This window comes from Thermocatellispora tengchongensis (assembly GCF_014202315.1).
GTDB classification, from domain to species: domain Bacteria; phylum Actinomycetota; class Actinomycetes; order Streptosporangiales; family Streptosporangiaceae; genus Thermocatellispora; species Thermocatellispora tengchongensis.
In genome coordinates, this window is record NZ_JACHGN010000006.1 from 437,565 (window position 1) to 450,842 (window position 13,278).

14 protein-coding genes are annotated in these 13,278 nt (G+C 71.5%); 8 read left to right on the forward strand and 6 right to left on the reverse strand.

All coding sequences use genetic code 11. From position 1 onward, the window contains the following. Nucleotides 1-6: 6 nt before the first annotated feature. Complete coding sequence (locus HNP84_RS16705) at nucleotides 7-492, reverse strand: FBP domain-containing protein (RefSeq protein ID WP_185050626.1); 486 nt, start codon at nucleotides 490-492, stop codon at nucleotides 7-9. Nucleotides 493-570: 78 nt separating this feature from the next. On the opposite strand from HNP84_RS16705, the gene HNP84_RS16710 reads away from it, so the two are divergent. Then, the gene (locus HNP84_RS16710; protein WP_185050627.1) at nucleotides 571-1,170 is read left to right on the forward strand and encodes a TetR-like C-terminal domain-containing protein; all 600 of its coding nucleotides are present in this window, start codon (nucleotides 571-573) and stop codon (nucleotides 1,168-1,170) included. An 85-nt stretch (nucleotides 1,171-1,255) separates the two neighbouring features. Here HNP84_RS16710 and HNP84_RS55030 read toward each other — a convergent pair whose 3' ends face one another. After that, on the reverse strand, nucleotides 1,256-1,381 hold the full coding sequence (locus tag HNP84_RS55030) for a hypothetical protein (RefSeq protein WP_281396139.1): 126 nt from the start codon (nucleotides 1,379-1,381) through the stop codon (nucleotides 1,256-1,258). A 115-nt stretch (nucleotides 1,382-1,496) separates the two neighbouring features. On the opposite strand from HNP84_RS55030, the gene HNP84_RS16720 reads away from it, so the two are divergent. Together HNP84_RS16720 and HNP84_RS16725 are read left to right on the forward strand one after the other, a co-directional pair. After that, nucleotides 1,497-1,904, forward strand: coding sequence for a RidA family protein (locus HNP84_RS16720; RefSeq protein WP_185050628.1), 408 nt, complete (start codon nucleotides 1,497-1,499; stop codon nucleotides 1,902-1,904). A gap of 80 nt (nucleotides 1,905-1,984) precedes the next feature. Then, on the forward strand, nucleotides 1,985-2,164 hold the full coding sequence (locus HNP84_RS16725) for a hypothetical protein (RefSeq protein ID WP_185050629.1): 180 nt from the start codon (nucleotides 1,985-1,987) through the stop codon (nucleotides 2,162-2,164). 367 nt (nucleotides 2,165-2,531) lie between these two features. Here the strand turns inward: HNP84_RS16725 and HNP84_RS16730 are convergent, their stop codons facing one another. The 4 genes from HNP84_RS16730 to HNP84_RS16740 all read right to left on the reverse strand — a co-directional run bounded on the left by HNP84_RS16730 (nucleotide 2,532) and on the right by HNP84_RS16740 (nucleotide 5,640). After that, nucleotides 2,532-2,783, reverse strand: a complete 252-nt coding sequence (locus HNP84_RS16730) for a hypothetical protein (RefSeq protein ID WP_185050630.1) — start codon at nucleotides 2,781-2,783, stop codon at nucleotides 2,532-2,534. Between the two features lie 402 nt (nucleotides 2,784-3,185). Continuing rightward, nucleotides 3,186-3,317: a hypothetical protein gene (locus HNP84_RS55035; protein ID WP_281396140.1), complete on the reverse strand. Its 132-nt coding sequence runs from the start codon at nucleotides 3,315-3,317 to the stop codon at nucleotides 3,186-3,188. A gap of 418 nt (nucleotides 3,318-3,735) precedes the next feature. Continuing rightward, nucleotides 3,736-4,827 (reverse strand): cobalamin-independent methionine synthase II family protein, encoded by a 1,092-nt coding sequence (locus HNP84_RS16735; RefSeq protein WP_185050631.1) that lies wholly within the window; start codon nucleotides 4,825-4,827, stop codon nucleotides 3,736-3,738. Nucleotides 4,828-4,950: 123 nt separating this feature from the next. Continuing rightward, nucleotides 4,951-5,640: a hypothetical protein gene (locus HNP84_RS16740; RefSeq protein WP_185050632.1), complete on the reverse strand. Its 690-nt coding sequence runs from the start codon at nucleotides 5,638-5,640 to the stop codon at nucleotides 4,951-4,953. A gap of 157 nt (nucleotides 5,641-5,797) precedes the next feature. Between HNP84_RS16740 and HNP84_RS16745 the strand changes: the two genes are divergently transcribed. From HNP84_RS16745 to HNP84_RS16765, 5 genes are all read left to right on the forward strand, one after another. Beyond that, nucleotides 5,798-6,880: an iron chelate uptake ABC transporter family permease subunit gene (locus tag HNP84_RS16745; RefSeq protein WP_185050633.1), complete on the forward strand. Its 1,083-nt coding sequence runs from the start codon at nucleotides 5,798-5,800 to the stop codon at nucleotides 6,878-6,880. Continuing rightward, entirely contained in the window at nucleotides 6,877-8,034 is a 1,158-nt protein-coding gene (locus tag HNP84_RS16750; protein ID WP_246518213.1) for a FecCD family ABC transporter permease, read from the forward strand. Before HNP84_RS16745 ends, HNP84_RS16750 begins: the two co-directional genes overlap by 4 nt. A 96-nt stretch (nucleotides 8,035-8,130) precedes the next feature. Then, the gene (locus tag HNP84_RS16755; protein ID WP_185050634.1) at nucleotides 8,131-9,192 is read left to right on the forward strand and encodes an ABC transporter substrate-binding protein; all 1,062 of its coding nucleotides are present in this window, start codon (nucleotides 8,131-8,133) and stop codon (nucleotides 9,190-9,192) included. A gap of 1,341 nt (nucleotides 9,193-10,533) precedes the next feature. Next, nucleotides 10,534-11,256, forward strand: a complete 723-nt coding sequence (locus HNP84_RS16760; RefSeq protein WP_281396142.1) for a TetR/AcrR family transcriptional regulator — start codon at nucleotides 10,534-10,536, stop codon at nucleotides 11,254-11,256. A 441-nt stretch (nucleotides 11,257-11,697) separates the two neighbouring features. Continuing rightward, nucleotides 11,698-13,128, forward strand: a complete 1,431-nt coding sequence (locus HNP84_RS16765) for a cupin domain-containing protein (RefSeq protein ID WP_185050636.1) — start codon at nucleotides 11,698-11,700, stop codon at nucleotides 13,126-13,128. The last annotated feature ends 150 nt before the right edge of the window (nucleotides 13,129-13,278 follow it).

Consider the following 13,278-nt stretch of genomic DNA (forward strand, 5'->3'; position numbering starts at 1 on the left):
CGGCGATCACTGGGTCACCTTCCGCAGGAACCCGGTCACGTTGCCCGCGGTCCTGGCGATCTTCTCGTCGAGCGTGAGCGACTCGGGCATCCGCCCGCCGGGCCCGACGTCCTTCTTGCCGCGCAGGTAGAGGGAGCAGGCCAGGTCGGTGCAGATGTAGGCGCCCACGGAGTCGGTGCCGCCGCCGGCGCGGCGGGCGGTCATCAGCGCCACGCCGTCGCCGGGGTGCGTGGTCAGGCAGAACGAGCACATGCTGCGCCGTACGTGCCCGGCGTGCGCGGTGGCGCGGCGCAGCGCCACCCCGACCAGCCGGTCGCCGTGCTCGGCCACCAGGTAGGCGCGGCCGGGGGACGACGGGTCCTGCCAGCCGAGGAAGTCCAGGTCGTCCCATGGCCGGGTGTCGAGGTCCCTGGGCACGGCAAGGCGTTTGGCCTCGCCCTTGGTGCAGTTGACGAAACAGGCGCGGATCTCGCGCTCGGATAGCGGCCTCATAGCCACAAAACTATCCGTCCCATGCTGGAACACCAAACCATTATCCTGTTTCCTAGGGCTTCTAGGAAAGGAGCGGCGGTGGCGCGTGCCGGAGTGACGCGTGAACGGCTGGCCGAGGCGGCGGCGGAACTCGCCGACGAGGTGGGACTGGAGAACGTGACCGTCTCGGAACTCGCGCGCAGATTCGGTGTGAAGGACGCCAGCCTGTACTCCCACATCAGGAACGCGCACGAGCTGCGGGTCCGGGTGGCCGTGCTGGCGCTGGCCGAGCTCGCCGATCGGGCCGCGGCGGCGCTGGCCGGGCGCGCGGGCAAGGACGCGCTGGTCGCCTTCGCCAACGCCTACCGCGACTACGCGAAGGAACACCCGGGCAGGTACACGGCGATGCAGATCGAGCTCGACCCGGAGACCGCGCAGGCGAGCGCCGCACGCCGGCACTCGGACATGACACGCGCCATCCTGCGCGGCTACTCCCTGCCGGAGCCCGACGAGACCGACGCGGTACGGCTGCTCGGCAGCACCTTTCACGGGTTCGTGAGCCTGGAACGGACAGGCGGCTTCCGCCATCATCCACGCGACGCGGAGGAATCCTGGCACCGGGTGCTCGACACGCTCGACGTCGCCCTCCGCAACTGGCCGGCACGGGCAGGCGACGCCGACACGAGCCGCACGCCATAACGGTCACCACCCCGGGGAGCCGCCCGTCCTGAGTCCGCACCTGACCCGATGCCCGCCCCCCAGCTCGCCGAAGCGCAGGGTGCGTTCATCCAGGGGCTTCGATGATCAGCAGCGCCCACTTGTCGGCGACGTCCGAGAAGATCTCCCGCGCCAGAGAGTCGGCGCGCCTGAGGTCCGCATCCTCGGGCGAACCCGTGAACTGCTTGGTCACCGTGAGGTTCCCCGGTCACTGAAAAGTGCCTTCTTCCATGTCAGCCCACACTCTCCTACAGTTCCTGAGTCACCACAAGAGACTGAAGCGTGTTCATGACAAGGAGGCGGGCAGCATGGCCATCACCCTGATGAACCCCACCGGATTGCCGCGGGTCGATGCCTATCGGCAGGTGTCGATCGCGACCGGGTCGAAGCTGGTCTTCATCGCCGGACAGGTCGCCTGGGACGCCGATGGAGTCACGGTCGGTGAAGGAGACCTCGCGGCCCAGGTCGAGCAGTGCTACCTCAACGTCGCCACCGCCCTGGCCGGGGCCGGTGCCGGGTTCGACGACGTGGCGAAACTGACCGTCTACGTCGTGGACTGGAACCCCGGAAAGATGCCGCTGTTCCTGGAGGGGGTGGCCCGCGCGTCCGCGAAGCTGGGGGTCACCCCGGTGCCGCCGGGCACGCTGATCGGCGTCGCCGCGCTGGACGTGCCCGAGCATCTGGTCGAGGTCGAAGCCGTCGCGGTCATCGACTGAACCGGCGTTCGCCGCCGCCCCGGGCCTCGGCCGGTGCCTGACCAGGCAGGTGGCGTGGTCGCAGCGAGACCCTGACCGGCATGCTCGGCGACTTCGCCACCACCGACCCGGACGCCGCGCGGGCCGCCGAGGCCCACGGCGTGCTCGCCGTACCGCTGGAAGGCGGCCTGACCCGCTTCGTGGTGGTGAACCCGGAGCGGATGCGGTGCCGGGCGTTCGCGCGCCGACCGGCGCCTGTGAGGTGCCCATGCCGCTGGTAGGCGCGGCGCAGTAGCCCGCGTCCCCGACCAGCGCTGTCGCGCTCTGACATTCGGTGGGACCTTCGGCCGGCGCCGGCCGGTGTCGAACGCCGGCACGCGGCCGTCCGGACCTGCGCGACCGCGACCTCCCGCTGCGGAAGAATCTCATGTAGATCTACATTGTAAAGGCATCCGCCCTGCTCGACTTCCTGGAGTCGAGCAACGCCACGGAGCCCGGCAAAGAGGACGAGGCCCGGTAGCGACCGCTGGTGCCGGCCGGGGCGGCCGGGTGAGGTCCAAGCCCTTGTGCTCAGCGGCTCGTCCGGGGTGCGACCCAGCACGGCCCCCACCGTGCGGGCACGGTGGAGGCCGTGACGGTCATGGCGTCCTAGCCACGTGCCGGGGCGGTGCCGAGAGGGGTGGTGACGGTGGCCTGGCGGCCGGGGCACCACCAGTAGCAGGCCACCTCGTCGCAGCCCAGGAAGATGCATCCCTCCGGTCCGGCCTGGACGCCGTGAACGGGGGCGGAGCAGGCCGCGGCCGTGCTCGGGGCCGCGGCGTGGGCGGCGGGGGCGAGTGCGGTCAGGGTGGCCGCGGCGCCGATCGCGGCCAGTAGCAGGGCGGCGGGACGAAGACGCATGATCAGGTCCTCCTCATCGGGGGTGGGGGATCAGTGGAGCCGAACACGATAATCACTTTTCGTATTCGCTCAACTACTGATTGTCGTCACCTTCGGATGGGGCGGTATCCGGGAAACCACGTATCCGTTCCGTGTTCCGGCAGGTGAGAGGGGCGGAGGCCCGGACGCCCAGGCCGCCCGGCGGCGGCAACGCGCACTCCACCGCCACCACCCGCCATCCAGCCGGCCATCACAGGCCGCCGGTGCCGATCGTGGAATGGGACGAAACCTGTGCCGGCTGTTCGGCCATGCGGTCGTCCTGACCCCAGAGCAGAAGGCCGTTCGTGTCGTCGTCATGGGGTGGACGGTTTCACGCGCCCATGAATGGCGGCCACGTGAGGTGGCCGCCATTCCGTTTCGAGGTCAGAGAGTCAATAGCGTTGGCAGAGCGCCCAGGTCCAGGCCGGCGATGGCGAGGATCACGGCAATGAGGATGATTATTACGTATCGCCCCCATTTTGTGGGCAGGGTCATGGAGAACGAGAGCTTGAACACGACGGCCTCCCTTTTACCTGGTGAGGACGGCCCGCCTGGCCCGGGTCCGACTTTCGTCGAAGAGGCTTGCCGTGCTCGCCTCCTGGGTCGTGGATGCTCGGCGCTTGTGGCTCCGAGCCGCCGGGCGTGCCTTGTGGGTCTCGCGAAACGAGTCCGGGTTCTGTCGTGAACGGCGGGCTCGTTCTGCGATACTGGCGAAATTGTAATTCCTGGTGGTCTCCAGGCCGTGGGGTCGATGGTCAGCCGCGACCGATGATTGGTGATGTGCTCGGTAAAGAAATGAATTTCCGTCGTGTCGCCGACCGCGCGGGCCTCGCCCTGATTCCTCCCGGCTTGGCCTTGATGTCACCCCACGCTGTTGTCCGATATTTCTTCTACGTTGGATTTTGCGGGGGGCGATGCCCGGGTGGGCGGGACGTCAGAGGGCGGCGGCGAGTTCGGCGACCCGGAACAGCTTGGCCGCCTGCATGGCCGGGCTGATCAGGTTGGCGCCCGCCGCGACGGAGGCGAAGCCGCACTGCGGTGACACCCCGATCCGCTCGCGGTCGACGTACCGTGCCGCCTCGTTCACGCGGGCGAGCAGGGCGTCCAGCGGCTCGAGCTCGTCGCGCTTGGTGGACACGAGCCCCAGGACGACATGCTTGTCCTCGGGGAGGTCGGCCAGGGGCGCGAAACCGCCGGAGCGTTCGTCGTCGTACTCCAGCAGGTACGTCTCGACGTGCGGGGTGCCGTCGAAGATCCGCTTGGCCAGCCGGTCGTAGCCGCCCGAGGCCGCCCACATGCTGCGGAAGTTGCCCTTGCACAGGTGGAGGGAGACCGAGACCCCGGGGGTGGCCGCCAGCGAGTCGATCAGCTCGCAGCCTTCGATGACGGTCCGCTCCACGGAGATGCCCAGGGCCTCGCGCGCCTGCCGCTGCTCCTCGTCCACCAGGAGGGCCATGTCCGGCGCGTCGATCTGCACCCGCGTGCAGCCCAGGGCGGCCAGCTCCTCGATCTGGGCGCGCAGCAGCGCGGTCCAGTCGGTGAACAGGTCGAAGGGGTCGGGGTAGGCGGCGCTGCTGCGCTCGGCCGACCAGAAGGCGTAGAGCATGAGCGGGCTCGGTACGGTGATCTTTATCGGCCGGTCGGTACGGCCCCGCAGGTACACGTACTCCTCGACGCTGATGTTCCTGGCCGGCGTGATCCGCTCGACCACGGCTATCGGGTTGTCCACCGTGTACGTTCCGCCCGACTCCGAATCGGCCTCGATCGGCGCCTCGTGCTCCAGGGCGCCGGGGACCGTGGCCAGAAGGTGGTCCATGAACGACGTCCGCCGCATCTCGCCGTCGTTGACGACGTCGAGGCCCGCCGCCTCCTGCAGCCGTAACGCCTCCTCGGCGGCCCTGTCCTCGACGGCCTTCATCTCGGCCGCCGTGATCCGCCCGGCTTTGAACTCCGCCCGCGCGGAGACCAGATAGCCCGGGCGCAGCAGCGACCCGATCGCCTGACACCTCACCGTGCTCGCGCTCACACGTCCCTCCTCTGCGGGGACCCCCGCATTAGTGACATCCTGTCGCAAAATAGCGGGTGCCGGCCCGGGTTGTCTCCCGAGTGAGGATCGTCGCCTGCGCCCGTCCCCCGCGCGGCCGAAGGTCTAGCCGGGGATCTCGGTGATCTCCATCCGGATTCCGAGGTGCCCCAGGACGCTCTCGACGATGGTGATCACCGATTCGGTGTGCCGCGGGTCGTCGCCGGGGTGGCCCAGGGCGATGACGCAGACGGTGCGGCTCTGCGCGGACACCTGGTGGCCGGCCGAGTCGGTGTCTCGTCTGCCCAGCCAGGCGAGCGGTTCGAACGTGCCGCCGGGCCCCTGGGCGCCGTAGGTGAGGTCGCCCCGGGGGATGGGGCGCGAGCGGGTGGAGAAGGCGGGGACGATCCGCTCGCCGCCGGGTGACCTGCGTACGAGGATCGTCGTGGCGTCGGTGGCGCGGGTCAGGTCGTGCAGGCCGATGCCGCCGCCGATGGCGACGGAGGCGACGGTGACGGCGTCGATGACGCCGCCGTGTCCCCGCCACGGCCGGGCGGCGACGAGGTCGCGCAGGCGTTCTCCGGCCGGTGTCGTCTGCGGGTGGCCGAGCGCGGCGAGGAGCCTGCGGTATCCGGGGGCGGAGTCGTCGCGGGGGAAACGGTTCAGCAGCTCGGCCGCGCCCGCGGGGTCCAGGGCCGGGTCCAGCGGCGAGGCGTCGCAGGAGAGCGTCCAGGCGCGTACGTGGTGGAGCCCGAGTTCGCGGACGTCCGGCGCGACGACGAGCTTCAAATGGCTGGCGGGGGGATGGGCGGTCACGTGTCCGTCTCTCTCGGGTGCCGGGTCGCGCGAGGGCGGAGGAGCACGCCGGAAGGTGTGACAGGACGTGCTGCCGCCCCCTGAAGGTACGCACCAGATTATAGGAACACCCTGTCATTTATAGGTTAGCCTTACCTCAGCATTTGAGGGGGTTCGCATGGGTTCCGTCGGTGTGGAGCGTCGGCGACGGCCGCCCGGTGCCGGGCCGCCCGGCCGGGGCGGGGCGGCGGGCCGCCGGCGCGGGCTGTGGGCCCTGACGCTGCTCGCCGTCCTGGTGGCGCTGGTGCTCGTCGCCGCGGCGTCCGTCGCGGTCGGGGCGAGGCCGATCGCGCCGGGTGTCGTCTTCGACGCGATCTTCGACCCGCACGGCTCGGCCGACGAGCGGTTGGTGCGCGAGTTGCGGCTCCCGCGCACCGGGCTGGGGATCGCCGCCGGGGCGGCGCTCGGCCTCGCGGGGGCGCTGATGCAGTCCCTGACCCGCAACCCGCTCGCCGACCCGGGCATCCTGGGCGTCAACGCCGGCGCCTCCGCCGCCGTGGTGGTCGCGATCGGCTTCGCCGGCCTGCAGACCTTCACCGGGTACGTCTGGTTCGCGCTGGCCGGGGCCGCCGCGGTCGCGGGACTGGTGCACCTGCTCGGCGCGGCCGGGCCCGGCGGCGCCACCCCCGTCCGGCTGGTGCTCGCCGGCATGGCCGTCGCCGCCGCTCTCACCGCGCTCACCTCGGCGGTGCTGCTCATGAGGCCCGAGGTGTTCGACGCGTTCCGCTTCTGGACGGTCGGGTCGATCGCGGGACGCGACGCCTCCGTGCTGTGGCAGGTGCTGCCGTTCCTCACCGCGGGGGCGCTGCTCGCCGCGGCCGTGGCCAGGCCGCTGGACGCCATGGCCATCGGCGAGGACGGCGCCGCCGCCCTCGGCGCCCGCGTCGGCGCCACCCGGGTGTCCGGCGCTGCCGCCGTCACCCTGCTGTGCGGCGCCGTCACCGCCGCCGTCGGCCCCATCGGGTTCGTCGGCCTCGCCGTGCCCCATCTGGCCCGCGCCCTCGGCGGCTCCGCCCACCACCGGGTCTTCGGGTACTCCGCCGCCCTCGGCGCGCTGCTCCTGCTCTCCGCCGACGTGCTGGGCCGCTGGGTGGCCCGCCCCGCCGAACTGGAGGTGGGCATCGTCACCGCGTTCCTCGGCGCGCCCGCGCTCATCGTGCTCACCCGCCGCGCCCGGCGGGCACGGCAGGCACGGTCATGACGACCCTGCCGGAGCCGGCGCCCGGCCTGCGCCGTACCCGGGGGAGCGGCGGCGCGAACCCGAACCCTGAGCCCCCGGGCGGCGGGCGCCGCGTCCGCGCGCGCATGCACGTCGTACGCGGCCCCGGCGGCGCCGGTCTCGTGCTGCGCGCCGCACGCGCCTCGCTGCGCGTGAGCCCGCGGGGACTTGCCGTGTGCCTCGCGCTGGCCGCGGCCTCGGCCGTCACCTTCGCGATCGGGTGCGCCACGGGCGACCTGCCGGTGCCGCTCGGCGAGGTGGCCCGCGTCCTGGTGGGAGGCGGCGACCCCGGGCACCGCTTCATCGTCATGGACCTGCGGGTCCCGCGCGGGCTGGACGGACTGCTCGTGGGGGCCGCGCTCGGCGTCTCGGGCGCGCTGTTCCAGTCCGTCACCCGCAACCCGCTCGGCAGCCCGGACATCGTCGGCTTCGGCAACGGGGCCGCCACCGGCGCGCTGCTGTCCCTGCTGTGGTGGCGGGGCGGCCCGCTGGAGACCTCCCTGGCCGCCTTCGCCGGCGGCGCGGTCACCGCGCTCATCGTCCAGGCGGTGTGCCGGCGAGAAGGGCTGCAGGGCAACCGCCTGATCGTCGTCGGGATCGGCGTCTCGGCGATGGCGTACTCCTTCAACGCCTGGCTGCTCACCCGCGCCCGGCTGGAAGACGCCGAGAACGCCCAGCTCTGGCTCACCGGCACGCTCAACGGCCGCGGCTGGGAGCACGTCGTCCCGGTCGCCGTCAGCCTCGCCGTCCTGCTCCCCGTCGCCATGGCGCAGAGCCGGCGCCTCGGCCTGCTCGGCCTCGGAGACGAGAACGCCCGGGCGCTCGGGGTGTCGCCCACACGCACCCGGGCGCTGGCCCTGGTCACCGCCGTGGCCCTGGTCGGTGTGGCGACGGCCTCGGCCGGGCCGATCACCTTCGTGGCGCTGGCCGCCCCGCAGATCGCCCGGCTGCTCACCCGGGACCCCGGACCGGGCGTCGGCGCGTCGGCGCTCACCGGCGCCCTGCTGCTCCAGGCCGCGGACGTCGCGGCCCAGTGGGCGGTGCCGGCGGTCGAGGTGCCCGCGGGCCTGGCGACGGGCCTGACGGGCGGCGCCTACCTGGCCTGGCTGCTGACCCGCCGCAGGGCGCATCGCTGACTTATTAGGTAAGCCTTGCCTATTAATTACAGTACGTCGTAAAGTGTGATCGCTCTGAGAGACCACAGGGAGGCAACAGATATGGGGAGAACCCTCGTGACGCGACGCCCTGTCGCTTATGACGCAACCCGGCGCCGCGTCTCGCCCCCGCGCCTCGGCGGCGTGCTGCTCGCCGCGGGCGCGCTCTGCCTCGCGCTGGCCGGGTGCGGCGGGTCCGGCGGCGACGCGGACGCCGTCTCCGCGAAGGCGGCCACGGCGTCCACGGCGTCGTCCGCGCAGTCCGGCGCGTTCCCGGTGACGATCCCGCACTCCCAGGGCGAGACCACGGTGAAGTCGGCTCCGCAGCGGGTGGTCGCCCTCAGCACGATGGACCTCGACGCGGCGCTCTCCCTCGGCGTCACACCGGTGGGCGCGCCCAAGGACCCGTTCGGCGACGAGAAGGGCGTCAGCCCATGGCTCGCGGGCAAGCTGACCCCCGCCACCACGCTGTTCAACGCCACCCCCGACATCTCCTTCGAGGAGATAGCGGCCCTGAAGCCCGACCTGATCCTCGCCACCGGCGACTACTCCATCGCCAAGCACTACGCCAAGCTCAGCCAGATCGCGCCCACGCTCGCGCCCGCCAAGTCCGCGGCACAGGACTCCTGGCAGGGCCGCGAGGAGCAGGTCGGCACGGCACTCGGCAAAGCCGACGCCGCCAAGCAGGCCGTGGCCGAGACCGAAGACAAGATCCAGGCGGTGGCGGACGCCCATCCCAACCTCAAGGGCAAGACGTTCTCCGTCTCCTACGCCTACGCCGCCGACACGATCGCCACCATCTCCGCACCGGACGACTTCGCGGTGAAGTTCATGGAGTCGCTGGGACTGAAGGTGACCCCCACCCTGCGGGGCAACGAGGAGACGGCGACAGGCACCCAGCCCGGACGCCTCAGCCCCGAGCAGGCCGACCGCCTGGCCTCCGACCTCACGGTGATCGGCTTCACCTCCCCCCAGGTGCGGAACACCCTGGAGAAGGGCCCCGCCTTCGCCAAGGTCAAGTCCACGGGCGTGTACACGCCGGTGGACAACGCGACCATCACCGAACTGCGCAACCCCTCGATCCTCGGCATCCCCTGGCTCCTGGAAAAGCTCGCCCCGTCCTTCAAGGCCGTGAAGTAGACGACTGAAGGCGGCCGCCCCCGCCGCCTGCCCCCGCACGCGTCCGGCGCTCACGAGCAGCGCCGGACACCCCGCCCAGCAGCACGGCAGTGCCCGCGACCACGGGGTCGTGCCCGAAGCGGCCCGCGCAGATGGCCGTCGCAAAGGACCGGCGGGAACACCTCTCGCAGGCTTCGGGCCGCGCCTGCGGCCACGGAGTGTGAACGCCGGTGGCCGTGGTTGTCGGCGTGGCTCTCGGCGGCCTGTGCCTGTGGTGACGGGAGCGGGGCCTCTGCGGGGACGCGCGCCTCTGGCGGATGGCGGCCCATGCCGGAATGGAACGGCGATCGGGGCAGGTGCGGGCGGACCTCGGCGAGGGGCTGGCGATCACAGGGGGCGAGCGGGCTGCGGCGGTTCTGGGGCGCCGTGGCGGTGCCTATGGCGCACCAGGACAGGCACCTCGGCAGCCGTGCCCGTCGTGATCGGGGAGGGCGGCTGGTGCCTGTGGCGGTGGGCGGGGTGAGCACTGGGGCGGTGCCTGTGGTGATCGGCTTGGGCGGGCCTCGGCGACGTATGGGTGCCAGGGGAGTGGCGGCCTTGGTGGCGTGGGCCTACGGTGGGCCGCGCGGGTGGGCCTGGCGGTGTGTGGGGTGATCGGACCGAGGGCGCGCTCGGCCGGCGCTGCCTGCGGGGACCGGGAACTGGCGGACCCCGGGGGCCGCGGCTGTGGCGTGCTCGGACGGTGCGTGGCAAGGGCTTGCCGTCACTGCTGCGGGTCCGGGGTGCGTACCGGCGCGTGCCGCGATGGCGTGGCTGCGGTCATAGGGGGGCGCGAAAGCGGCCCCGGTGACCGTCGCGTAGGCGGTGCCGCACGCCGACGTCCGCCGGGGGGCGGTGCCGGCGGGGGTGTCCTAAGGCCGTGGGGGCTGGGTTAGGGGCACGACCAGGGATGGCGGTTGCGCGGAGGTGAACCGGTGGTTCGGGGGGCGGCCTGATGGGCCGGGGCCGTGGGTGTGTCGTCCGTGCGGGCGTCTTCTGCGGCCGCCGGGATCGCGGGGAGCGCAGCCTTGTCGAGGTGCCTCAAGATCCCCTCCTGTCGATGCCGCGTGCCACGCGCGCCGGGGCCGGGATCCGGGCCAGGCGTGGAACGCTTCCGTGCCGAATGCTTCGGATGGAGCACTTCCAGGTGTTGCGAGCAGCACGCCACGGCAGGTGCGGGCACTGCTGATGCCAACCATAGCATGAGTGAAGCATGGGTACCCTAAGTTTTTAGCGACTTACTGTCATTAAGTGGCCGACCGGCTCGGGAGCGGGTGGCGGGTTCGGTTACCGGCTGGTGGTGGGCTCGGTGAGAATGGCCGTATGGCGCAACCTCCCTCCGAGCCCCAGCGGCCGCACGCCGGACTGAGTGCTCGGCTCCGCGTTCCCAAGCTCGGCCGTCCTCCCCAGGTGGGCCGGGAGTCCATCGTCGACGCGGCAGTCGAGGTGGGGTTCGAGGAGCTCAGCATGAGCGCCGTGGCGCGGCGGCTCGGAGTGAAGCACTCCACCCTCTACCGCTACTTCCCGCACAAGGACGCGCTGCTGGCCGCCGCCGCCGACCGGGTGGTGGCCCAGATGGACTGGCCGGCGCCGTGCGCGGGATGGCGGGCCTATCTGCGCGCGCTGGCCAGGACCACGTTCCGGATGTTCGCCGAGCACCCCGGCCTGGCGCTTCACGTCGCCGCGCTGCGCGGGGGGCTCGTGGAGTACGCCCGGCAGGGTGCCCGTGCCGCCGCCGCCCTCGTCGAGGTCGGCATGGACCCCGAGACCGCCGTTCTCGCCCAGGATCTGGTCAACGAACAGGTCCTGCTCTACTTCCTGGCCGGGCAGCGCAGGGGCGAGCCGGCGACGGGCGCGGAGGAGATCGCGCAGTTGCGCCGCCGGATGCTCGACGACGTACGCGGCGAGGCCCCGCAGCCGGTGGTCGGCGCCTTCGAGCGCGTGGTCTCCGGCAGTCCGGAGGACTGGTTCCAGCGGAAGATCGAAGTGGTGCTCGACGGGATCGCGGCCTCCTTTCCTTTGGGGGAAAAACACCTCCGAATGTAGCCCGTACGGATACGGCCGACCACGGAGCGCACAATTCCAATTCCGAAGTTCACCGGAGCGTCCCCGCTCGGGTGATTCGGGGGGTTGCGCCGGTCGGCGGTGTGTGCGTATGCTCCAATGCGGTGATTGACCTATTTGATGGTCAATCTTTCCGCGCCGCTGAAACAATGGGGATTCGCTGAGCCGGGATCTCGTGATCCTCGTTGTTCCGTCGCATACGGCAGGTGTATAGCGAAGCGGCATTTTCCGGCCATGCCCGCATGGTCGTCCAGGCGGTGTTCCCCAGCGTCGGCTTTTTCCGTGTGACCCATTTCGTGCGGCCCCCGGGGGGGTGCGGCTGCCCGTCCGCCTGCCCGTGAGCCATAGGCCCGTCGATCCCTGTCTGTTCAGCGCTGCCCCACCTTGTCCACAGCACACTGAAAGTCAGTGAAAGGCCCAGCCATGTCCGAAACGCCTGCCAGCCGCTCCATCGCGGACCTCCTCGGCGACCTCACCGCCGACCCCAACGCCCTGCTGAAGGCGTACGCCGCCAACGAGGCGTTCCGCGCGGCGACCGCGGAGGAGCTCACCACCCCGGACAACCCGTTCCGGCGTCCGGTGCGCCCCGCCGACCTGGCCTGGCTCGACTACTCCTCGGTCCTGCCCGCCGAGAGCCAGCTCCTGCTGAGCGGCCTGCTCGGCCACCGCATGCTGCGCAACGTCTACGACGCCGAGCACGCCATCCTGCCGCCGCGCGCCAACCCGGCCGCCGCCGCCGACGGCGAGCGCTTCAACTCCGGGGAGAACCGGCTGCTGGGCGCCCTGGTACGGCCCATCCTGGAGAACCACCTGTTCGGCTTCCTCGGCGAGGGCCGCGAGGAGCTGCCCGAACCCACCGTCGAGGCGGTCAAGAACGTCGTACGGGAGTACTGCGAGCAGCGCACCGCGGAGCCGCACCGCGCCTTCGCGACCGCCGCCGGGCGCAAGGACGCGGAGAGCGCCGCCACGTTCCTGCTCATCCAGACCGGGGTGTTCCTGCCGGCCGCCCACACCGCCATCGGCCGCGGCGCGCTCGCCGAGACGACCCTCTCCCACCCCGGGCTCAGGCCGGAGCTGGGGGAGATCTGGCGGCGCTGGACCCTGGCCGCCGCCGACTACCAGGCGATGTTCGCAGGTGCCGGGCTGACCTGCTCGCCCGCCGCCTACTGGCAGTTCTCCCTGGGCACCTCCCTGGCCCGCGGCAACCACCTGCTGGGCCTGTCGCTGGCCGGCGACCGGCTGCCCGAGCTCCTCGGCGCCGTGACCCACTTCCTGGTGGACCAGGCCGCCTCGGCCGAGCCGGTACGCGACACGCTGCGCGCCGCCCTCGGCCTCGACGCCGCCTACTTCGACCGCATCGACCCCATCGGCCCCGACCAGGCCGCCGACCTGGTGGAGCGCTTCCTCGGCCCGCTGCCCGGCCTCTTCGGCGAGGGAGTCGTCACCGCGTTCCACCGCGGCTTCGCCGACGCCGCGCGGCTGGCCGGCGGCTGGGACGGCGACCTGACCGAGCAGCTCGTGTGGGCCGACCGCATCGAGGACTACAAGACGGCCGCGGAAGGCATCCAGAACAAGCTGGTCACCGAGAACATCGAGGTCGACCTGGACACGTTCGTGGAGACCCACGAGGAGACCTCCACCACCCACGTGCATGACGAGCACCGGCTGGTGATGATCGAAAGCGGTCAGATGCACTTCTGGAACAACGTCACGCACCGCATCGCGCTCTCGGAGGGCGACAAGCTCCTCATTCCCACCTCCCGGCTGCACGGCTCGGTGGTCCTCTCCGGCACCTGCGTGTACCACCAGCCGATCATTCCCGAAGAAATGTTCCGGGAATTCGTCGCCGACTGACCGCACTCCCTTTTCCGATCTTTTTCTGCTCAGGAACGGAGTGAGGCATCGGCATGCCCGAAAACCGGAACCGGACGCGTAACGCGGCCACTCGTGCGAAAGTCTGGGAACTCTCCGCCGGGGAGATCCCCGAATGGGGTGAGCAGGCCG

Bases quoted from the DNA above. Each gene is read 5' to 3' on its own strand.
- HNP84_RS16705 (WP_185050626.1), bottom strand. From the start codon at position 492: ATGAGGCCGCTATCCGAGCGCGAGATCCGCGCCTGTTTCGTCAACTGC.
- HNP84_RS16720 (WP_185050628.1), top strand. From the start codon at position 1,497: ATGGCCATCACCCTGATGAACCCCACCGGATTGCCGCGGGTCGATGCC.
- HNP84_RS16725 (WP_185050629.1), top strand. From the start codon at position 1,985: ATGCTCGGCGACTTCGCCACCACCGACCCGGACGCCGCGCGGGCCGCC.
- HNP84_RS16730 (WP_185050630.1), bottom strand. From the start codon at position 2,783: ATGCGTCTTCGTCCCGCCGCCCTGCTACTGGCCGCGATCGGCGCCGCG.
- HNP84_RS16745 (WP_185050633.1), top strand. From the start codon at position 5,798: ATGGGTTCCGTCGGTGTGGAGCGTCGGCGACGGCCGCCCGGTGCCGGG.
- HNP84_RS16750 (WP_246518213.1), top strand. From the start codon at position 6,877: ATGACGACCCTGCCGGAGCCGGCGCCCGGCCTGCGCCGTACCCGGGGG.
- HNP84_RS16760 (WP_281396142.1), top strand. From the start codon at position 10,534: ATGGCGCAACCTCCCTCCGAGCCCCAGCGGCCGCACGCCGGACTGAGT.
- HNP84_RS16765 (WP_185050636.1), top strand. From the start codon at position 11,698: ATGTCCGAAACGCCTGCCAGCCGCTCCATCGCGGACCTCCTCGGCGAC.